Origin of the sequence: Shinella sp. BE166 (assembly GCF_051201095.1) — a bacterium.
Taxonomy (GTDB): Bacteria; Pseudomonadota; Alphaproteobacteria; order Rhizobiales; family Rhizobiaceae; genus Shinella; species Shinella lacus.
Window position 1 is genome coordinate 133,298 of sequence record NZ_JBPEHL010000002.1, and the last position, 19,171, is coordinate 152,468.

At 63.4% G+C, this 19,171-nt stretch carries 20 protein-coding genes; 14 read left to right on the forward strand and 6 right to left on the reverse strand.

What is annotated here, in order from left to right:
• Positions 1–118 precede the first annotated feature (118 nt).
• Genes J2Y63_RS04590 through smpB form a run of 3 tightly spaced genes read left to right on the forward strand, consistent with a single transcriptional unit; the run spans position 119 to position 1,703 of the window.
• Positions 119–274, forward strand: a complete 156-nt coding sequence (locus tag J2Y63_RS04590; RefSeq protein WP_256118765.1) for a hypothetical protein — start codon at positions 119–121, stop codon at positions 272–274.
• Positions 275–307: 33 nt separating this feature from the next.
• Positions 308–1,192, forward strand: a complete 885-nt coding sequence (dapA, locus tag J2Y63_RS04595; RefSeq protein WP_435265145.1) for a 4-hydroxy-tetrahydrodipicolinate synthase — start codon at positions 308–310, stop codon at positions 1,190–1,192.
• A gap of 1 nt (position 1,193) precedes the next feature.
• Positions 1,194–1,703, forward strand: coding sequence for an SsrA-binding protein SmpB (gene smpB, locus J2Y63_RS04600; protein WP_256118767.1), 510 nt, complete (start codon positions 1,194–1,196; stop codon positions 1,701–1,703).
• Positions 1,704–1,746: 43 nt separating this feature from the next.
• Here smpB and J2Y63_RS04605 read toward each other — a convergent pair whose 3' ends face one another.
• Positions 1,747–2,196, reverse strand: a complete 450-nt coding sequence (locus J2Y63_RS04605) for a hypothetical protein (protein WP_435265146.1) — start codon at positions 2,194–2,196, stop codon at positions 1,747–1,749.
• A 204-nt stretch (positions 2,197–2,400) separates the two neighbouring features.
• Entirely contained in the window at positions 2,401–2,976 is a 576-nt protein-coding gene (locus J2Y63_RS04610) for an NYN domain-containing protein (protein WP_256118769.1), read from the reverse strand.
• A gap of 409 nt (positions 2,977–3,385) precedes the next feature.
• Between J2Y63_RS04610 and rpoZ the strand changes: the two genes are divergently transcribed.
• The 8 genes from rpoZ to era all read left to right on the forward strand — a co-directional run bounded on the left by rpoZ (position 3,386) and on the right by era (position 10,235).
• On the forward strand, positions 3,386–3,790 hold the full coding sequence (rpoZ, locus tag J2Y63_RS04615; RefSeq protein WP_256118770.1) for a DNA-directed RNA polymerase subunit omega: 405 nt from the start codon (positions 3,386–3,388) through the stop codon (positions 3,788–3,790).
• A 111-nt stretch (positions 3,791–3,901) separates the two neighbouring features.
• Positions 3,902–6,133, forward strand: a complete 2,232-nt coding sequence (locus J2Y63_RS04620) for a RelA/SpoT family protein (protein ID WP_435265147.1) — start codon at positions 3,902–3,904, stop codon at positions 6,131–6,133.
• Positions 6,134–6,302: 169 nt separating this feature from the next.
• Complete coding sequence (locus tag J2Y63_RS04625; RefSeq protein WP_256118772.1) at positions 6,303–6,455, forward strand: DUF3563 family protein; 153 nt, start codon at positions 6,303–6,305, stop codon at positions 6,453–6,455.
• Between the two features lie 114 nt (positions 6,456–6,569).
• Positions 6,570–7,163, forward strand: coding sequence for a DUF2062 domain-containing protein (locus J2Y63_RS04630; protein WP_435265148.1), 594 nt, complete (start codon positions 6,570–6,572; stop codon positions 7,161–7,163).
• The gene (gene acpS / locus J2Y63_RS04635) at positions 7,160–7,570 is read left to right on the forward strand and encodes a holo-ACP synthase (protein ID WP_256118774.1); all 411 of its coding nucleotides are present in this window, start codon (positions 7,160–7,162) and stop codon (positions 7,568–7,570) included. The genes J2Y63_RS04630 and acpS overlap by 4 nt, the downstream gene beginning before the upstream one ends.
• Positions 7,571–7,822: 252 nt before the next feature.
• A complete protein-coding gene (gene lepB, locus J2Y63_RS04640) occupies positions 7,823–8,566 on the forward strand; it encodes a signal peptidase I (RefSeq protein ID WP_256118775.1) in 744 nt (247 codons plus the stop codon).
• Positions 8,563–9,282 carry a ribonuclease III gene (gene rnc / locus J2Y63_RS04645; RefSeq protein ID WP_435265149.1) on the forward strand — a complete coding sequence of 240 codons (720 nt, stop codon included), beginning with the start codon at positions 8,563–8,565 and terminating at the stop codon, positions 9,280–9,282. Before lepB ends, rnc begins: the two co-directional genes overlap by 4 nt.
• A gap of 8 nt (positions 9,283–9,290) precedes the next feature.
• Positions 9,291–10,235, forward strand: coding sequence for a GTPase Era (gene era, locus J2Y63_RS04650; RefSeq protein WP_435265150.1), 945 nt, complete (start codon positions 9,291–9,293; stop codon positions 10,233–10,235).
• Positions 10,236–10,238: 3 nt separating this feature from the next.
• Here the strand turns inward: era and J2Y63_RS04655 are convergent, their stop codons facing one another.
• The 3 genes from J2Y63_RS04655 to J2Y63_RS04665 all read right to left on the reverse strand — a co-directional run bounded on the left by J2Y63_RS04655 (position 10,239) and on the right by J2Y63_RS04665 (position 14,677).
• Positions 10,239–11,207 carry a glycerophosphodiester phosphodiesterase family protein gene (locus J2Y63_RS04655; protein WP_435265151.1) on the reverse strand — a complete coding sequence of 323 codons (969 nt, stop codon included), beginning with the start codon at positions 11,205–11,207 and terminating at the stop codon, positions 10,239–10,241.
• A gap of 69 nt (positions 11,208–11,276) precedes the next feature.
• Positions 11,277–13,640 carry a putative bifunctional diguanylate cyclase/phosphodiesterase gene (locus tag J2Y63_RS04660; protein ID WP_256118779.1) on the reverse strand — a complete coding sequence of 788 codons (2,364 nt, stop codon included), beginning with the start codon at positions 13,638–13,640 and terminating at the stop codon, positions 11,277–11,279.
• Positions 13,637–14,677 carry a polyamine ABC transporter substrate-binding protein gene (locus tag J2Y63_RS04665; protein WP_256118780.1) on the reverse strand — a complete coding sequence of 347 codons (1,041 nt, stop codon included), beginning with the start codon at positions 14,675–14,677 and terminating at the stop codon, positions 13,637–13,639. Before J2Y63_RS04665 ends, J2Y63_RS04660 begins: the two co-directional genes overlap by 4 nt.
• A 229-nt stretch (positions 14,678–14,906) precedes the next feature.
• Between J2Y63_RS04665 and J2Y63_RS04670 the strand changes: the two genes are divergently transcribed.
• Complete coding sequence (locus tag J2Y63_RS04670) at positions 14,907–17,216, forward strand: Tex family protein (protein ID WP_435265152.1); 2,310 nt, start codon at positions 14,907–14,909, stop codon at positions 17,214–17,216.
• 141 nt (positions 17,217–17,357) lie between these two features.
• Positions 17,358–18,248 (forward strand): BKC/GPC family carbapenem-hydrolyzing class A beta-lactamase, encoded by an 891-nt coding sequence (gene bla / locus J2Y63_RS04675; RefSeq protein ID WP_435265153.1) that lies wholly within the window; start codon positions 17,358–17,360, stop codon positions 18,246–18,248.
• A 32-nt stretch (positions 18,249–18,280) separates the two neighbouring features.
• Here the strand turns inward: bla and J2Y63_RS04680 are convergent, their stop codons facing one another.
• Positions 18,281–18,604 carry an ArsR/SmtB family transcription factor gene (locus tag J2Y63_RS04680; protein WP_435265154.1) on the reverse strand — a complete coding sequence of 108 codons (324 nt, stop codon included), beginning with the start codon at positions 18,602–18,604 and terminating at the stop codon, positions 18,281–18,283.
• Positions 18,605–18,675: 71 nt separating this feature from the next.
• Between J2Y63_RS04680 and J2Y63_RS04685 the strand changes: the two genes are divergently transcribed.
• Positions 18,676–19,164, forward strand: a complete 489-nt coding sequence (locus J2Y63_RS04685) for an SRPBCC domain-containing protein (RefSeq protein WP_435265155.1) — start codon at positions 18,676–18,678, stop codon at positions 19,162–19,164.
• The last annotated feature ends 7 nt before the right edge of the window (positions 19,165–19,171 follow it).

The following is a 19,171-nucleotide window of genomic DNA, read 5'->3' on the forward strand; positions in this document are numbered from 1 at the left end:
CCTGACAGGCGGCACATCAGAAGCGTCTCTTCCCGCCTGATCTTTGACAATCATTAACCCTTTATTGCCTTAACGAAGCCTTACCGGCCGCGCTCACTAAGCCGTGAAGGCGGCTGACATGCAGGCGACGGATCACGCGGCACGAATATTCTTCGTTGCGCATCCTTTCGCCTTGATCATGCATGAAAAACGCCCCTCGCGCCGCTTGCCGCATGACTGTCACATGATTATTGTGCGGCAGTTTTTAACCACGGAATACGGCCAAAGCATGTAAGCCTCCGGGCGGCTCTGGTCTCAGGAGTTCTCGATGTTCAAGGGATCCATTCCCGCTCTCGTCACCCCGTTCACCGATGCCGGCGCCGTCGACGAAGACGCCTTTGCCGCGCATGTCGAATGGCAGATCAGCGAAGGCAGCCACGGCCTCGTGCCGGTCGGCACCACCGGCGAATCGCCGACGCTGTCGCATGACGAGCACAAACGGGTGGTGGAACTCTGCATCAAGGTGGCTGCCGGCCGCGTGCCGGTCATCGCCGGTGCCGGCTCGAACAACACCAAGGAAGCGATCGACCTTGCCCAGCACGCCGAAAAGGCGGGCTCGGATGCGGTCCTCGTGGTCACGCCCTATTACAACAAGCCAACGCAGAAGGGCCTTTTCGCCCATTACGCGGCGATTGCCCAAAGCGTGAAGCTGCCGATCATCATCTACAACATTCCCGGCCGCTCGGTGGTCGACATGTCGCCGGAGACGATGGGTGCACTGCATAAGGCGCATCCGTCGATCGTCGGCGTCAAGGATGCGACGGGCAAGATCGAGCGCGTTTCCGAGCAGCGCATCACCTGCGGCAAGGGTTTCGTCCAGCTTTCCGGCGAAGACGCCACCGCGCTCGGCTTCAACGCCCATGGCGGCGTCGGCTGTATCTCGGTGACGGCCAATGTCGCGCCGCGGCTCTGTGCCGAATTCCAGGAGGCGACGCTGGCCGGCGATTATGCCGCGGCGCTCGAATACCAGGACAAGCTGATGCCGCTGCACAAGGCGATCTTCATCGAGCCGGGTCTTTGCGGCGCGAAATATGCGCTGAACCGCACCCGCGGCCTGAGCCGCTTCGTGCGCTCGCCGCTCATCCCGACCCTGGAGCCGGCGACGGAGGCAGCGATCGACGCAGCGCTTCGCCATGCCGGCCTATTGAATTGATATGATAACAAAACCCCGTCCAGTAACGCCCAAAACGACGCCCAGGAAGCCATCGACGATCAAGAAGATCGTGGCGGAGAACCGCAAGGCCCGCTTCAACTACGAGATCATCGATACCTACGAGGCCGGCATCGTGCTGACCGGCACGGAGGTCAAATCGCTGCGCGAAGGCAAGGCGAACATCGCGGAATCCTACGCGTCGGACGAGGGCGGCGAGATCTGGCTGATCAATTCCTACCTGCCGGAATATCTCCAGGCGAACCGCTTCAACCACGAGACGCGCCGGCGCCGCAAGCTCCTGCTCTCCAAGCGCGAGATCAATCGCCTGCGCATCGCGATCAACCGGGAAGGCATGACGCTTGTGCCGCTGAAGGTCTACTTCAACGATGTCGGCCGGGCGAAACTCGAACTCGCGCTCGCCAAGGGCAAGAAGCTGCACGACAAGCGCGAGACGGAGAAGGAACGCGACTGGAATCGCCAGAAGGGCCGCCTTCTGCGCGATCGCGGCTAAGGCGTCCTTCGTTTTCCCTTAGATACACTTTTGCCGGAATTGCTTAGAACTGGCTGTAGAGCTGCGCAATGACGGACTGGCGCGCTGTGCGGGCGAGCTGTTCGTTGTTGACCTCCGGCGGCACGTCCGGCGAGGCGGCCGGGTTGGCGCTTGGCGTGCGCGGCGTCAGGAACGACGACATCAGGCTGTTGAGGTCGGTGCTTTCGATCGCAAGGCGCGCGGTCGGGTTGCGGCCGTTGCTGACGCGCTCGTCGGTCGTCGCCTGGGCAGGCGGCACGGCATAGGCGGGCAGGGCGGAAATGCCCGGCAGGCCGCTCGGCGCATAGAGAAAGCTGAGATCGCCGATGTCTTCGGCTGCCTCCGAGGGCGTCGAAACCTGGGTGACCGGCTGCGGCGCGGCGAGCGCGGCAAGGGCTGCGACGGCCGGACGGGTCTCGAGCGCGGTCGAGACTGCCCGATAGCTGTTTGCCGAAAGCGATACTGCGTCCACCATTGCCCCGATGTTCCAATGCGAAATGACTGTCCGGTATTGGGAATATCAGGGGAGTCTTGAGGAAGCTTAATGGCCGGTGGGCCTATTTGATTCAATGTTTAACGAAGCCTTGAAACCCCCGGTTTTCGGGGGTTTCCGCAGGTCCAAAAAGAAAACCCCGGTCGCGTGCGGCCGGGGTTTTCTGTTCCGTTCCTGAGCGTCAGCTTATTCGACGACGTTTTCCGCGGGTTCCACATTGCGCTGCGGGCGCTCGGAGGGGTCGCGGCCGATCTCGGCTCTCAGCGATCCGAGGTCGATGAAATAGTCGGCCTGGCGGCGCAGGTCGTCGGCGATCATCGGCGGCTGGGTCTGCATGGTGGAGACGACGGAGACCTTGCGGCCCCGGCGCTGCAACGCCTCGACGAGCGTGGTGAAATCGCCGTCGCCGGAGAAGATGACGAGGTGGTCCACCGTCTCGGACTGCTCCATCGCATCGATGGCGAGCTCGATGTCCATGTTGCCCTTGATCTTGCGGCGGCCGAGCGAGTCGGTGAATTCCTTGGCGGGCTTGGTGACGACCTTGTAGCCGTTATAGTCGAGCCAGTCGATCAGCGGGCGGATGGAGGAATATTCCTGGTCTTCGATCAGCGCCGTGTAGTAATAGGCGCGCAGCAGGTAGCCGCGTTTCTGGAAGGCCTTCAGAAGTTTTCTGTAATCGATGTCGAAGCCGAGAGTTCTGGACGCCGCATAGAGATTTGCACCGTCGATGAAGAGGGCGATTTTCTCGCGGGGGTCGAACATATTGGGCAATCCTTTAAGTAGACGTTGGGGTAAACGATTGAGCCCAGGCCAAGTATCAGCCTGTCCGGATGCACTACCCGGTTGAATTAACTCTTTTTCATATAATCTTCATTTAGGGCAGTGCGGCTTGCTTTCCAAGCAAATCTAGGTTGCGGCTGTCATTTTTCCGTGCGGTATCGTTTCAGTAAAATCGAGACGTGTCGAATTGGAAAATAGTTCCCGCGCCTTACCCTATTTGTCGGATATTTGGGCTTTTCACCTACCGTTAGGTGAGGCATCAATCACAAGTTACATGGGCTGCCTTACGACACGCCAAAACGGGGCGGGATAAGGAAAAACTTGAATTTTCCGTCCATTGGCTGTATCGGGCATGCAAACCCCTGAAATTCTCGATCACAAAGGACAGGCAATGGCCCGTGTCACCGTTGAAGATTGCATTGACAAGGTAGACAACCGCTTCGAGCTGGTTCTCCTTGCAAGCCATCGCGCCCGCCTCATTTCGCAGGGCGCCGCCATCACCATCGACCGCGACAACGACAAGAACCCCGTCGTGGCGCTGCGCGAAATCGCCGACGAGCGCCTTTCGCCGGACGACCTCAAGGAAGACCTGATCCACTCGCTGCAGAAGCATGTCGAAGTGGACGAGCCCGAGCCCGATCCGGCAAGCCTTGCCGCCGACACCGAAACCACGACGGCCAGCGCCGACGAGGACGAGGACCAGCCGGAAACCATCGCCTTCGACCGCATGTCGGAAGAAGAGCTGCTGGCCGGCATCGAAGGCCTCGTGCCGCCGGAAAAGAGCGACGACTACTGATTTCGGTCACTTTACCGAAGCCGTTGATATTGCGAATGTCGGTGCGCCCCTCTTAAGGTCGGGGCGCACTTTTTTTTGCCCGGCGCTGGACCGGGAAGGAGCCGACCGAGAATGATGCGTCAATATGAACTCGTCGAACGGGTTCAGAAGTACAAGCCGGAAGCCAACGAGGCGCTGCTGAACAAGGCCTATGTTTATGCGATGCAGAAACATGGCCAGCAGAAGCGCGCGAGCGGTGATCCCTACATTTCGCATCCCCTCGAAGTCGCCGCCATCCTGACCGACATGCGCCTCGACGAATCGACGATCGCAGTCGCGCTCCTGCACGACACGATCGAGGATACCAGCGCGACCCGCGCGGAAATCGACGAACTGTTCGGCGAGGATATCGGCGCGCTGGTCGAAGGCCTCACCAAGATCAAGAAGCTCGACCTCGTCTCCAAGAAGGCCAAGCAGGCGGAAAACCTGCGCAAGCTGCTGCTGGCGATCTCCGACGACGTGCGCGTGCTTCTCGTCAAACTCGCCGACCGGCTGCACAACATGCGCACGCTGGACCACATGACGCCGGAAAAGCGCGCCCGCATTTCCGAAGAGACGATGGATATCTATGCGCCGCTCGCCGGCCGCATGGGCATGCAGGACATGCGCGAGGAGCTGGAAAATCTCTCCTTCCGCCACATCAACCCGGAAGCCTTCGAGACCGTCACGCGCAAGCTGGAGGAACTCTCCCAGCGCAACGAGGGCCTGATCCGCAAGATCGAGGACGAATTGCGCGAGCTGCTCGTCACCAACGGTCTCTCGGATGCGCTGGTCAAGGGCCGGCAGAAGACGCCCTATTCGGTGTTCCGCAAGATGCAGTCGAAGTCGCTGTCCTTCGAGCAGCTTTCCGACGTCTACGCCTTCCGCATCCTCGTCGACGACATTCCCGGCTGTTACGCCGCCCTCGGCATCGTGCACACGCGCTGGCGGGTCGTGCCGGGCCGGTTCAAGGATTATATCTCGACGCCGAAGCAGAACGACTACCAGTCGATCCACACGACCATCGTCGGCCCGTCGCGCCAGCGCATCGAGCTGCAGATCCGCACCAAGCGCATGCACGAGATCGCCGAATACGGCATCGCCGCCCATTCGCTCTACAAGGACAAGGACAGCACGAACGGCGAGGAGAAGACCCGCTCGCCGCGCTCCAACGCCTACGCCATGCTACGCCGGACGATCGAATCGCTGGCGGAAGGCGACAATCCGGAAGAATTCCTCGAGCACACCAAGCTCGAACTCTTCCAGGACCAGGTCTTCACCTTCACGCCGAAGGGCCAGCTCATCACGCTGCCGCGCGGCGCCACACCCATCGATTTCGCCTATGCGGTGCACACCAATATCGGCGACACCTGCGTCGGCGCCAAGATCAACGGCCGCATCATGCCGCTCGTCACCCGCCTCAACAACGGTGACGAGGTGGAAATCATCCGCTCCGGCATCCAGGTGCCGCCGCCGGCCTGGGAAGAGATCGTCGTCACCGGCAAGGCGCGCGCCGCCATCCGCCGCGCCACGCGCGCCGCCGTGCGCAAGCAATATTCCGGCCTCGGCTACCGCATTCTGGAGCGCACCTTCGACCGTGCGGGAAAATCCTTCTCGCGCGACGGGCTGAAGCCGGTGCTGCACCGGCTCGGCCACAAGGACGTCGAGGACGCCATCGCCGCCGTCGGGCGTGGCGAACTGTCCTCGCTCGACGTGCTGCGTGCGGTCTTCCCGGATTACCAGGACGAGCGCGTGACGGTGAAGCCGAGCTCCGGCGACGGCTGGTTCAATATGCGCAGCGCTGCCGGCATGGTCTTCAAGCTGCCCGGCAAGACCAAGGCGGCGCTGGCGGAGGCTGCGACCGAGACCGGCCCCGAGGCGCTGCCGATCCGCGGCCTTTCCGGCAATGCCGAGGTGCATTTCTCCGCCGGCGGCGCCGTGCCGGGCGATCGCATCGTCGGCATCATGGAGAAGGACAAGGGCATAACCATCTACCCGATCCAGTCACCGGCGCTGCAAAAGTTCGACGACGAGCCGGAGCGCTGGATTGACGTGCGCTGGGACCTCGACGAGGCCAACAACACCCGCTTCATGGCGCGCATCATGATCAATGCGCTGAACGAGCCGGGCACGCTCGCCGAAGTCACCCAGACGATCGCCACCAGCGACGTCAACATCCGCTCCATGTCGATGACGCGGGTGGCGGCCGACTTTACCGAGGTCCATATCGACCTGGAGGTCTGGGATCTCCGCCAGCTCAACCAGCTGATGGGCCAGCTCAAGGAACTTCAGTGCGTCTCGACGATCAGCCGGGTCTTTACATGACGGTTTCTATGCAAATTTGTGGCAACCTGCCTCGTTTGAGGCAGGTTTGCCCAAGTTTTGACCAGCCGTTATGCGCCGTTCGCATGGCTGCAATGGAATAGTGTCGCTGGTAACTTTGGCGCGATAAACTATCTTCTGTCTCGGGAGGTCAACCGATACGAGGTTTACCATGCTGAAGCAGTTCAAGAACTTTACCCGCGCCCTGCGCATCCCTTCGAGCGAAGAGCGCGAAACCGCCTATCTCAACGGCGCAATCGACCGGATCGACCTGGAATACCGCCAGCGTCAGATCGACCGCGGCCTCTTCCGCAAGAACTACTAATATCTGACCGGATCATGTGGCGCAGCCTGCTTGCGCCACCGTGACCGCTGGCGTCTACGCGGTGTCATCCAGGCGCCATTGAAATGCCACTAACGGATCGGTTATGTCTGGGCAATGTTGTTCAGACGCCGAAAGAAGGCCACCTGGCCCGACCGATTGCGCGAATTCTTCTGGCCGCGCAAGGGGTTGACGCGTCCCGCGCGCTACCTCGCCAAGCGAATCCTGCGTCTGTCCGCGTCGCCGCACGCGGTTGCCGCGGGGGTTGCGGCCGGCACTTTCTCCGCGTTTACGCCGCTTCTCGGCTTTCACGTCATTCTGGCGCTGGCGCTGGCCTATCTTTTCGCCGGCAACCTGTTGGCGGCGGCCCTCGCGACGACCATCGCCAACCCAGTTACCATTCCCTTGATCGCGCTCGCGACCTTCCGGCTCGGCGAGGTACTGCTCGGCATCCAGTCCGCCGAAGCGGTCACGGCGGCCGAACTGTTCCATCGGCTGGAGCATCTCCAGCTTTCCGAGCTGTGGCAGCCCGTGCTGAAGCCGATGCTGGCCGGTGCGGGCCTTCTCGGCATCACGGCAGCAGCGCTTGCCTATGGCGCGACGCGTTTTGCCGTGCGCTCCTTCAAGGCGCGGCGCCACGCGCGGCTCCTGGAGCGCGCCGGCCTGGTATCCGCCCATCCCGTCCTTTCCCGCGGAGAAAAACCCCTATGATCATCGGCATCGGCAGCGACCTCATCGACATCCGCCGGGTGGAGAAGTCGCTGGAGCGGTTCGGCGAGCGCTTCACCCAGCGCTGCTTCACCGAGATCGAGCGGACGAAATCCGACCGCCGCAAGAACCGCGCGGCCTCCTATGCCAAGCGCTTTGCCGCCAAGGAGGCCTGTTCAAAGGCGCTTGGTACGGGCCTGGCGCAGGGCGTGTTCTGGAAGGACATGGGCGTGGTCAACCTGCCGGGCGGCAAGCCGACGATGAAGCTCACCGGCGGCGCGCTCGAACGGCTGAATGCGATGATGCCCGAGGGCCACGAGCCGCGCATCCACATCACCATCACGGATGACTTTCCGCTGGCACAAGCTTTCGTGATCATCGAGGCGCTGCCGGCCGGAACGCCCGGATAGGGTGTGGTTTGCTGACGAACCTTGCCCCACCCACTGACGTCATCCTCGGGCTTGACCCGAGGATCCACGCGGCACCCGCGGCAGTGGATGGTCGGGTCAAGCCCGACCATGACGGAGGAGGGGTTGGCGGGCTTTGCCAGCAGTTCGCGCCCGGATAACCGGCACCCCGCGTCTTTTTGACCGACACGATTTCCAACACGCAACCTTTCCTCTATAGAGGGCCCCATGTTTGCAGATAAGGACAGATCCGGCGTGGCAGAGAAGACTGAGAAGGCCCAGAGCGGCCTGTGGGAAAACGTCAAGGTCATCATTCAGGCGCTGCTGCTTGCCGTGGTGATCCGCACGGTGCTTTTCCAGCCCTTCACCATCCCGTCGGGCTCGATGATGCCGACGTTGCTCGTCGGCGACTATCTCTTCGTCAACAAGTTCTCCTACGGCTATTCGAAATATTCGCTGCCGTTCTCGCCGAACCTGTTCTCCGGCCGCATCTTCGCGAGCGAACCGGCGCGCGGCGACATCGTCGTCTTCCGCTTCCCGCCGAACCCGGACATCGACTATATCAAGCGCCTCGTCGGCCTGCCGGGCGACCGCGTCCAGGTGCGCGACAGCGAGCTCTACATCAACGGCGTGGCGGTGAAGCGCGAGCAGGACGGCTTCTTCCGCGCCGACGACCAGTACGATACCGGCGAGGACGTGCCGGTGTTCCGCGAGACGCTCGACACGGGCACGACCTACGACACCCTGGATACGCGCCCCGGCACCGTCGGCGACAACACGCGCGAATTCATCGTGCCGGAAGGCCATTATTTCATGATGGGCGACAACCGCGACAACTCGGCCGACAGCCGCTTCGACGTCGGCTTCGTTCCGGCGGAGAACCTGATCGGCCGCGCGAGCCTGATCTTCTTCTCGCTCGGCAACGACACGTCCTTCAGCGAAATCTGGAAGTGGCCGACGAATCTGCGCTGGGACCGCCTCTTCAAGGTTGTTGAATGAAGGGCGCCATCCCGCTGAACGACGCGAACCGCAAGGTTCTCGAAGACTTGATCGGCTACGTTTTCACCGACAAGGACCGTCTCGACCGCGCGATCACCCATGCCAGCGCCCAGTCGGGCAAGGGCAGCAATTACGAGCGGCTGGAGTTCCTGGGCGACCGCGTACTCGGGCTGTGCATCGCCGAGATGCTGTTTCGCACCTTCCGCGATGCGAAGGAGGGCGAGCTTTCCGTGCGCCTGAACCAGCTGGTCAGCGCCGAAAGCTGTGCCGCGGTCTCCGACGATCTCGAACTGCATCGCTTCATCCGCACCGGGGCGGATGTGAAAAAACTCACCGGAAAAGCCATGCTGAATGTGCGCGCCGATGTGGTAGAGTCGCTGATCGCCGCGATCTACCTCGACGGCGGGCTGGAAGCGGCGCGGGGTTTCATCCTGCGCAACTGGCAGGGCAGGGCGGAACGCGCCGAAGGCGCGCGGCGCGACGCCAAGACCGAATTGCAGGAATGGGCGCATGCCAGGTTCGGCGTGACGCCGCACTACCGGGTGGACGAGCGCTCCGGCCCGGATCATGATCCCCGCTTCACCGTGACGGTGGAGGTCAAGGGCGTGAAGCCGGAAACCGGCATCGACCGCTCGAAACGGGCCGCCGAACAGGCGGCCGCGACGAAGATTTTGGAACGCGAAGGCGTCTGGCCGAAGAGCCAAACCGCGGATTGACGGAAAATATGACCGAAGAAAACACAAACCCCGCCGAGAGCAGCACGAACGGCGAGGGCCCGACCCATTCGGGCTTCGTCGCCCTGATCGGTGCGACCAATGCCGGCAAGTCCACGCTGGTCAACCGCCTCGTCGGCGCCAAGGTGTCGATCGTCAGCCACAAGGTGCAGACGACGCGCGCCATCGTGCGCGGCATCGCGATCCACAACAATGCGCAGATCGTCTTCATGGACACGCCCGGCATCTTCAAGCCGCGCCGCCGGCTCGACCGCGCCATGGTGACGACCGCCTGGGGCGGCGCCAAGGATGCCGACTTCATCATGTTCCTGATCGACAGCGAGCGGGGCCTGAAGGGTGATGCGGAGAAGATCCTGGAGGGTCTGAAAGAGGTCCACCAGCCAAAAATCCTCGTGCTGAACAAGGTCGACCGGGTGAACCCGGAGGACCTCCTGAAGCTCACGGCCGCGGTGAACGAGGTCGTGTCCTTCGAGCGCACCTTCATGGTGTCGGCGCTGACCGGCTCGGGCTGCGACGACGTCATGGACTACCTCGCCGCCGCCCTGCCGGAAGGCCCGTGGTACTATCCGGAAGACCAGATCTCCGACCTGCCGATGCGCCAGCTCGCAGCCGAGATCACCCGTGAAAAACTCTTCCTGCGCCTGCACCAGGAGCTTCCCTATTCCTCGCATGTCGAGACGGAAAACTGGGAAGAGCGCAAGGACGGCTCGGTGCGCATCGAGCAGGTCATCTATGTCGAGCGCGACAGCCAGAAGAAGATCGCGCTCGGCAAGAACGGCGATGCGATCAAGGCGATCTCGATGGCGTCCCGCAAGGAACTGTCGGAAATCCTCGAACAGCCCGTGCACCTCTTCCTCTTCGTGAAGGTGCGCGAGAACTGGGGCGACGACCCGGCCCGCTTCCGCGAGATGGGCCTCGATTTCCCGACGTCGTGACGGTTACGGCCGCGCCTTGATGGCGGGGCCGATCTCCAGGATGCGGTTCGTCCAGATATAGCCGGGGAATTGTTCCGGCAGGTCTTGCACCTGTTCGGCCGTGTCGATGCCGGCCGAGCCACCGCCGCCGGAATAGGGGCCGACGAGGATGACGTCGCTGCCAGCGTCGCGCATGCGGGTCATGAAGCGGTTCGGCCAGCCCCAGAGCAGCCAGGCATAGTTGCTCGGCACCGGCACCAGCGTGTTGCGGCAGGCCTCCGGCACATAGCCGATCCAGCCGCTGGCGAGGTAGTGCAGCAGGCAATCCTTGGCCGACGTGCGGGTATACCCCTTGAGGCCGGGCAGGGCGGCAAGCGCCGCATCCGTCGGCTCGCCCCCGCCATAGACGCCGAAGACTTTTTCGCGCCAGGCCGGGTTGGCGTTCAGCAATGCCGCGAGCGCCTCGCCTTCCTCCGCCCGCCGGCTCTTGAAATTGATCAGCAACGGGCCTGCCGGATTGGCGGCGAAGATATCCTCCAGCATCGGCATCTGCCCGACGCCCTTGCCGCGGAACGGATAGGTCTTGCCGCCATCCGCCGTATAGCCGTAGCCGATGTCGAGCGTCTTCAGCACTGCGCTGTCGGTCTCCTCGGTCACGCCCTGGCCGTTCGTGCGGCAATCGAGCGTCCAGTCGTGGAAGACCGCGAATTTCTTGTCGGGCGTCAGGTGCACGTCGATCTCGACGACCGCGGCACCCGCCGCAACGGCGGCCTGCATGCCGGCAACCGTATTTTCCAGATAATCGTGTGTCGGCGGATCGATCAGCGTCGCCGTGCAGGTGTCGTTGTCGAGCTCTTCACGGCCATAGGTCTGGTGGACGCCGCGATGCGCCAGAAGCTTCGTCTCGCCCTCCGGTGCGCTGGCGATCAGCGAACTGTTGAAGGACCAGACGAGAAGCGCGAGGCCCAGCAAGAAGATCGGCGTGTTTGTCATGAAGTTCCTCCAGCGGCCCCGTCACAGGGATAGGGGCTCGCTGGAGGCACTGCAAGTCGCGGAAAATGGTCAGGCGCTGGCGCGCCGCTCCGGGGTCTGCGCGGCCTCGCGGGCCTTTTCGACGAGCCGCTGCATCGCCCAGATGCCTATCTCTTCCAGCGTCAGGGGGCGGCTGATGAGATAGCCCTGGTAGAGGTCGCAGCCGGCGGCGGCGAGCAGCGCCATCTTCTCCGTCGTGTCGACGCCCTCGGCGATCACCGACATGTCCTGCGCATGGCAGAGCGCGACGAGGGCGCGCAGCGTCGGCAGTGCGGCGGAGCGCGTCAGGCTCTCGACCAGCTCGCGGTCGAGCTTGATGGTCTCGGCCGGGTACTCGATGATCTGCTGCACCGAGGTATAGCCGGCGCCGAAATCGTCGATCGAGATGCGGAAGCCGCGGGCGCGAAGGATCTCGATGTTGCGGCGGGACTGGTCGCCGAGTTTCACCGCGAAGGTTTCGGTGAGCTCGATCTCGATCATGCGTGCATCGACGCCGTGGCGGTCGGCGCATTCGCAGAAATGGTCGCTGATCGACTTGGTATAGAGTTCGGCCGACGAGATATTGATGCAGAGGATCGTCTCGGGGCCGAAAAGCTTGCGGATATGGCTGTGTTCCGACATCGCCCGGTCGATAACCCACCAGTCGATCTTGCTGAACAGGCCGGTCGTCTCGGCAATCGGAATGAATTCGTCCGGCGTAACGCGGCCGAGCACCGGCGAGGTCCAGCGCAGGAGCGCCTCGCATCCCGTCACCTTGCCATGGCCGTCGACGATCGGCATGTAGACGAGGTGGAATTCCCGGTCCGGTTCGAGGACGCGCAGTTCCTCCTCGATACGGCGCTGGCGGTTGCGCTTTTCGTGCAGCGAGCGGGAATAACGGGCCGAGCCGTTCTTGCCCTGGGATTTCGCCTGGTACATCGCCGCGTCGGCATGCGCCACCAGTTCCGGCAGGGTGCGGGCATCTTCCGGATAGACCGCGATGCCGATGCTGGCCGTGACCGGATAGGCCTTGTCCAGCACTTCGAAACCTTCGCCGAACAGCGCCAGGATGGCGTTGGAGATTTCCGTGATCGTGCCGCTGCCCGGCTGGCAGCGCAGCATGATGGCGAATTCGTCGCCGGAAAGCCGGGCGAACAGGCCGTTCGGCAGGCCGCGCTCGCCAACGACGCGCTCCACGATGTCGGAGATGCGGTCGGCCAGCGTCTTCAGAAGCTCGTCGCCGATCTTGTGGCCGTGTTTGTCGTTGACGAACTTGAAATTGTCCACGTCGATGAAGAGCAGGGTACAGCCGATATCTTCGGCCTCCGCCTCTTCGAGGATCTGCGTCGAGCGGATGTTGAAATATTCCCGGTTGGAAATGCCGGTCAGCGTGTCGGTCCAGGAGGCGTTGCGCACGAGATCGAAGGATTTCATCGAATGGTCGTGCAGCCGCTTGACGTTTGCCGAAAGGCGGCCGATTTCGCCGGGTTCGTTCATCTCGGGCAGCGCGCTGCGGTTGCCGGTCATGACGTCGGTGAGCTGGCGGTCGAGGCTGGCGATCGGGTTGGTGATATAGCGGCGCACCAGGCCGAGCACGAGGATGATCGTGCAGAGGCTGAGTGCTATGGCGCCGAGCGCCAGAAGCGATTTCAGCGTCCAGAGCCGGTTTTCAAGATAGGACGGGTCCGGCGTCAGGCGCGCGAAGAGCGAGGGGCTGAGCGTGGCGGTCGCCGAAAGCGAGCCCTGCGCCAGAAGCTGGTGCTGCCCGATGTCGATCGTCGCGCCATATTCCTTTTCCAGCGCCCGCTTCATGTCGAGGAAGAGCTTTGGCCGGACCGCCGTCTGCACCAGGATCGCGCTGCTTTTGGCGCTGGCGACCGGGCGGTTGAAGGTCAGCGGGTCGATGAATTCCGAATGCACGATCAGCGGTTCCAGGCCGGCCGTGTTGAGGTAGGACCAGGAGGAGAGCCGGGGGCTGTCGATGACCTGCTGCGCATGCGCGATCTGCTGCGGCGTGATTTCGGCGAACGGGTCGTCGCTATCCTCGAAATAATAATCTACCGTCAGCGGCGGACGGATGATCGCGACCGAGATGAAGCGCTTGCGGTCGTCGGTGAGCGAGGTGATGCTCTGCTGCAGCCGCACGCCGAGCGCAGTGTTGCGATATGCGGCATCCGGCTCGTTGACGAAGAGGCGCACGGCGCCGCCTTCGACCAGCGAATAGATGAAGCTGCGGTTCTGCGTCACCTCGTTCTGGAAGACGGCGGTGAGCAGGCCCATCTGCTGCCACAGGCGCGCGCGCTCGAGCGCGAGGATCGACGAACCCTGCACGTAATAGATCAGTGCGCCGGCGAGCACGTAACCTGCCAGCACGACCGGGAAGATGAGGGAGAGGGCGCGTTTTCCGAGCGTCACTGATTCTGGGCCAGACTGCTGATGATGCGGCGGCGGGCCTGGACCGATTGAACGGTCAGTTCCTCCTGAAGCTGGCTCTTCGCCAGGATTTCCGGTGCCGCATAGATTTCGGGATTGGATCGCATGTCTTCCGGCAGCAGGGCGAGTGCGGCCGTGCTTGCGGTCGGCATGTTGAGCTTGACGGCGTTGCGCGCGCCGTTCTTGGCATTGCTGATATAGTCGACCAGCTTCAGCGCGAGGTCCTTGTTGTTCGAGCGGGCGCTGACGGAGATGCAGTCGAGCCAGGAGAGCGTGCCTTCCTTCGGCACGACGTAGCGCCAGAGGCCGGGCGAGGAGACCTTGTCGTTCAGCGTGTACTGGTCGCCGCTATAGCCGAGCGCCATGTGGATGTTCGGGCCCTTGTCGGCGCTCTGGATCGAGGTGATGACATAGTCGTAGGTGAGCACGAAGGGGGCCTGTGCCTTCATCAGCTCGTAAGCCGCCTTCAGCGTTTCGTTGTCGTTGGCGTTCACCGATTTGCCGAGCAGCACCAGCGGGCCGACGAAGGCCTCGTTGTGGTCGTCATACATGGCGATATGGCCGCGCAGGCTTTCGGCCGGGCGCATGATGTCCGCCCAGGAGGTCGGCGGCGTGGTGATCTTGTCGGAGCGGTAGAGAATGCCCATCGTGCCCCAGAGATAGGGCACGCCGTAGCCGCCGCAGCGCTTCGACCAGTCTTGTGCGTAATCCTTCAGCGCCGGCACGTTTTCCGCGTCGAGCGCCATGATGACGCCGCGGTTGCCATAGAGCTTGGCGCCGTTCTCGTTGGTCACGACCACGTCGACATTGCTGTTCGGGTCGGCGAGGATTTCGTCGCGCGCGTCCCCGCTGTCGTAGAAGGTCTGGCGCACCTCGATACCCGTCTCGGCCGCCCAGTCGGCGAGGATCTGCTCGTCGATATAGGATTCCCAGATGAGCAGGTTGAGCGACGCCGCATGCGCGGGCCCTGCCGCGGCCAGGGCCGCCAGTGAAACTGCTGCAAGAACTGTTGCGCGCATGCCGATGGCCCCGTTGCAGTTGCGTGCGGGCAGGATAGTCGGCAAGACTTTATGAAGGGTTACAACCAGTAAGCCTATGTTGCCGGTCGTTCAACCCTGGCACAGTTCTGCCATGCGCCGCCTTCCGTGATATATATTGTGGACGTGGCCGCCGGTCCGGGGCCTTTCGGTGGCCTGCCGGGGGCCGGCGCACTATGGTCGCCGCCCGCGCCACCCAGAGGAGTTTCCCATGGCCCCGACACCGCTCAAGATCGCGAACCTGATCGCCGCCGAGATCAAGGCGACCTCCGCGCAGGTTTCCGCCGCCGTGGGGCTGCTCGACGAGGGGGCCACCGTGCCCTTCATCGCGCGCTACCGCAAGGAAGTGACCGGCGGCCTCGACGACACGCAGCTGCGCACGCTCGCCGAGCGCCTGACCTATCTCCGCGAACTGGAAGCCCGCCGCGCCTCGATCCTCGAATCGATCTCGGGGCAGGGCAAGCTGACGGACGAGCTGACCGCCAAGATCGCCGCCGTCACCACCAAGGCCGAACTCGAAGACATCTACCTGCCCTACAAGCCGAAGCGCCGCACCAAGGCGGAAATCGCCCGCGAACGAGGCCTCGGTCCGCTCGCCGAACAGATTCTGGCAGACCGCGCGCTGGTGCCGGCGGAACTGGCGGCGAAATTCCTCTCGGCCGAGGTGCCGGACGTCAAGACGGCGCTGGAAGGCGCGCGCGACATCGTCGCCGAGCAACTGACCGAAAATGCCGACCTGCTGAAGCGGCTGCGCGAATATATGAAGAGCAACGCGTTCCTGCGCGCCCGCGTCGTCGAGGGCAAGCAGGAGGCCGGCGCGAAGTTTTCCGATTATTTCGACCATACCGAACGCTGGGCGACGGTGCCGGGCCATCGCGCGCTCGCCATGCTGCGCGGCTGGAACGAGGAGTTTTTGTCGGTCGATATCGTCGTCGACCAGGACAACACCGAACCGGTCAAACCCGTCGAGCGCATCATCGCCTCCTTCTATGCCATCGGCACGAAGCCGGGCGACAAGTGGCTAGCCGAAGTCATCGGCTGGACCTGGCGCGTGAAACTCTCCATGTCGCTGTCGCTCGACCTGATGCGCGAAATGCGCGAGCGCTCGGAAGAAGAGGCGATCCGCGTTTTCGCCCGCAATCTCAAGGACCTGCTCCTTGCCGCCCCCGCCGGCACCCGCGCCACGATGGGCCTTGACCCGGGCATCCGCACGGGTGTGAAGGTGGCCGTCGTCGACAATACCGGCAAGGTGGTGGAGACGACGACCGTCTATCCGTTCCCGCCGAAAAACGACGTGCGCGGCACCCAGGCCGAAATCGCCTCGCTCATCCGCAAGCACAAGGTGGAGCTGATCTCGATCGGCAACGGCACCGGCAGCCGCGAGACCGAAAAACTCGTCGCCGACCTGTTGGCGCAATTGTCGGCGCCAAAACCCACCAAGGTCATCGTCTCGGAAGCCGGCGCCTCGGTCTATTCCGCCTCGGAAACGGCGGCGGCCGAATTCCCCAATCTCGACGTCTCGCTGCGCGGTGCCGTCTCCATCGCGCGGCGTTTGCAGGATCCGCTCGCCGAACTCGTGAAGATCGAGCCGAAATCGATCGGCGTCGGCCAATACCAGCACGATGTCGACCAGGGCAAGCTGTCGCGCTCGCTCGATGCCGTGGTGGAAGACGCGGTGAACGCCGTCGGCGTCGATCTCAACACGGCGTCGGCCCCGCTGCTCGCCCGCGTTTCCGGTCTCGGCAAGTCGTCGGCGGAGGCGATCGTCGCGCATCGTGACGCCAACGGCCCGTTCGGAAGCCGCAAGGAGCTGATGAAGGTCCCGCGCCTCGGTGCCCGCACCTTCGAACAGGCGGCCGGGTTCCTCCGCATCCCGAACGGCAAGGAGCCGCTCGATGCCTCCTCCGTGCACCCGGAAGCCTATGGCGTCGCGAAAAAGATCGTCGCCGCCTGCGGGCGGGACGTGCGCACGCTGATGGGCGACAGTGCCGCCCTCAAGCAGCTCGACCCGAAAGTCTTCGTCGATGAGCGCTTCGGCCTGCCCACCGTGAAGGACATTCTGGCGGAACTGGAAAAGCCCGGCCGCGACCCGCGCCCGGAATTCAAGACCGCGACCTTTGCCGATGGCATCGACGACATCAAGGACCTGAAGCCCGGCATGCTGCTGGAAGGCACCGTGACCAACGTCGCCGCCTTCGGCGCCTTCGTCGATATCGGTGTGCACCAGGACGGCCTCGTGCACGTCTCGCAACTGGCGGATCGCTTCGTCAAGGATCCGCACGAGGTGGTGAAGGCGGGCGACGTGGTGAAGGTGCGCGTCACCGAGGTGGACGTGCCGCGCAAGCGCATCGGCCTGACCATGCGCAAGGAGGGCGGCGAGCCAGCACCACGCGACAACGCGTCCCGCAACGATAAAAATGCGCAGATGAAGCCGAAATTCGCCCAGGCGGCGCCGAAGCAGCAGGCACCGTCACAGGGTGCATTCGGCGCAGCGCTTGCCGAAGCGATGAAGCGGAAATAAGCCCAAATTTTCCTAATGGCTGCCGGCAGAAATCGTCGTTTGTTTTGACCCGCCCGCTTTCGCATAGTCGCGGCATGGGCGGGCTCAAACGGGCCGGGCGGGCGTAACCACGCTCCCGGCGCCGACAGACAGGACAGAAACATGACGATCATCCTTTCACGCCGGCAGGCGATTGCCGGCGCTCTCTTTGCCGTTCCCGCAGTGTCCGCGCTGGCGGGTACAGCCGGCGCCGCGACCGGCGACAGCCTGGAAAAGCGGCTTGCCGCGCTGGAAGCGCGCCATGGCGGCCGCATCGGCGTTGCCATACTTAATCTCGCGACGGGCGCGCGGCTCGGCCATCGCACGGACGAGCGCTTCCTGATGTGCAGCACCTTCAAGGCGCTGCTGGCCGGGCATATCCTGGCCCGCGTCGATCGCGAAGAAGAGACTCTCGACCGGCGCATCACCGTCAAGAAGGCGGACCTTGTGGACTATGCGCCGGTGGTGGAAAAGCGCGTCGGCGGCAGCATCTCCGTTGCGGAGCTCTGCGAGGCGACCATCACGCTCAGCGACAATGCGGCTGCAAACATCTTGCTGGCCGGTTCCGGCGGGCCGAAGGCGGTGACGCAGTTCCTGCGCGGGTTCGGCGACGACATCACCCGCCTCGATCGCACGGAGCCGACGCTCAACTATCGCGAAACGCCGGACGACGAGCGCGACACGACGACCCCGGTCGCCATGGTCGAGACGCTGCGCAAGCTGATCTTCGGCGACGTCCTTTCGCCGCGCTCGAAGGCGCAGCTCGCCGCTTGGCTCGTCATGAACAAGACGGGCGACACACGGCTGCGCGCCGGCTTCCCGGCCGACTGGACGACCGGAGACAAGACCGGCACGAACGGCGACAAGGCCGGCAATGCCAACGACGTGGCCGTCGCCTGGTCGCCGGACCGCGGCGCCATCGTCGTCAGCGCGTTTTGCGAAATCCCCGGCATCTCCGGCGACGAGCGCAACGCCCTCATCGCCGAGATCGGCCGCATCGCCGTCGAAGTTTGATTTTTAGGCAGGCGCTGTCAAACGGCGGCGCCTCAGCCCTCCAGTTCGCTCTTCAAGGCCGACAGCACGTTCATCGCGTGGCCGGCATATTGGCTGATCCAGCGGTCGTGAATCGCCTGGATCGGCAGGGCATTGAGGTGATTCCAGCGCTCGCGGCCCTCGCGGCGCGGCAGCACGAGATCCGCCTCTTCCAGCACCTTCAGGTGCTGCATGACCGTGCACCGGTCCATTTCCGGAAACTTTTCGCACAGCGCGCCCGTCGTCAGCGGCGCGTGTTTGATCGCATCCAGCATCTGCCGCCGTTTGCCGTTGGCGAGCGCCTTGAAAACGGCATCCTCTTTCGATTCGCTTGACATGTTATGTTTTTATAACATATTTTGACCTGAGACAAGCAGAGGAGGGCGCTTTCGCCCCGAAGGAGGACGGCATGACGCTGGAATTTCGCGTGAACGGGCGGATCGGAAAGCCGGTCGCCGACGTCTTCGACGCCGTGGTCAACCCGCAAAAGCTGAGCGGCTATTTCACCACCATCGGCGGCGCGAGCGCGCCGCTCGTCGAAGGCACGACGGTCACCTGGTGGGGCATGGCTCCCGTCATCGTCGACAAGGTCGAGGAGAACGCGCTCATCGTCTTCCGCTGGGATGCCATGGTGGACGAGGGGGAGGCCCCCTACAAGACGCGCGTCGAGATGCGCTTCAAGGCGCTCGACGACGGCGGCACGATGGTGACCATCGCCGAGACGGGCTGGCGCGAGAACGAGCGCGGCCAGAAATCGTCCTACATGAATTGCGAGGGCTGGTCGCAGATGCTCGCCTGCATGAAGGCCTATGTCGAATACGGCATCAACCTGCGCGAGGGTTATTACCCGAGCGAGCTCAAGGGCGTCGTCGCTTCCGAGCAGCAGGATTACACCTGAGGAGAAG

What these genes read in the sequence shown, in the direction of transcription:
- bla (WP_435265153.1), top strand. Translation starts at nt 17,358, where the DNA reads ATGACGATCATCCTTTCACGCCGGCAGGCGATTGCCGGCGCTCTCTTT.
- J2Y63_RS04685 (WP_435265155.1), top strand. Translation starts at nt 18,676, where the DNA reads ATGACGCTGGAATTTCGCGTGAACGGGCGGATCGGAAAGCCGGTCGCC.
- J2Y63_RS04630 (WP_435265148.1), top strand. Translation starts at nt 6,570, where the DNA reads ATGTTGTTCAGACGCCGAAAGAAGGCCACCTGGCCCGACCGATTGCGC.
- J2Y63_RS04625 (WP_256118772.1), top strand. Translation starts at nt 6,303, where the DNA reads ATGCTGAAGCAGTTCAAGAACTTTACCCGCGCCCTGCGCATCCCTTCG.
- J2Y63_RS04670 (WP_435265152.1), top strand. Translation starts at nt 14,907, where the DNA reads ATGGCCCCGACACCGCTCAAGATCGCGAACCTGATCGCCGCCGAGATC.
- J2Y63_RS04620 (WP_435265147.1), top strand. Translation starts at nt 3,902, where the DNA reads ATGATGCGTCAATATGAACTCGTCGAACGGGTTCAGAAGTACAAGCCG.
- J2Y63_RS04605 (WP_435265146.1), bottom strand. Translation starts at nt 2,196, where the DNA reads ATGGTGGACGCAGTATCGCTTTCGGCAAACAGCTATCGGGCAGTCTCG.
- rpoZ (WP_256118770.1), top strand. Translation starts at nt 3,386, where the DNA reads ATGGCCCGTGTCACCGTTGAAGATTGCATTGACAAGGTAGACAACCGC.
- dapA (WP_435265145.1), top strand. Translation starts at nt 308, where the DNA reads ATGTTCAAGGGATCCATTCCCGCTCTCGTCACCCCGTTCACCGATGCC.
- J2Y63_RS04655 (WP_435265151.1), bottom strand. Translation starts at nt 11,207, where the DNA reads ATGACAAACACGCCGATCTTCTTGCTGGGCCTCGCGCTTCTCGTCTGG.
- era (WP_435265150.1), top strand. Translation starts at nt 9,291, where the DNA reads ATGACCGAAGAAAACACAAACCCCGCCGAGAGCAGCACGAACGGCGAG.
- J2Y63_RS04665 (WP_256118780.1), bottom strand. Translation starts at nt 14,677, where the DNA reads ATGCGCGCAACAGTTCTTGCAGCAGTTTCACTGGCGGCCCTGGCCGCG.
- J2Y63_RS04610 (WP_256118769.1), bottom strand. Translation starts at nt 2,976, where the DNA reads ATGTTCGACCCCCGCGAGAAAATCGCCCTCTTCATCGACGGTGCAAAT.
- J2Y63_RS04680 (WP_435265154.1), bottom strand. Translation starts at nt 18,604, where the DNA reads ATGTCAAGCGAATCGAAAGAGGATGCCGTTTTCAAGGCGCTCGCCAAC.
- acpS (WP_256118774.1), top strand. Translation starts at nt 7,160, where the DNA reads ATGATCATCGGCATCGGCAGCGACCTCATCGACATCCGCCGGGTGGAG.
- smpB (WP_256118767.1), top strand. Translation starts at nt 1,194, where the DNA reads ATGATAACAAAACCCCGTCCAGTAACGCCCAAAACGACGCCCAGGAAG.
- rnc (WP_435265149.1), top strand. Translation starts at nt 8,563, where the DNA reads ATGAAGGGCGCCATCCCGCTGAACGACGCGAACCGCAAGGTTCTCGAA.
- J2Y63_RS04590 (WP_256118765.1), top strand. Translation starts at nt 119, where the DNA reads ATGCAGGCGACGGATCACGCGGCACGAATATTCTTCGTTGCGCATCCT.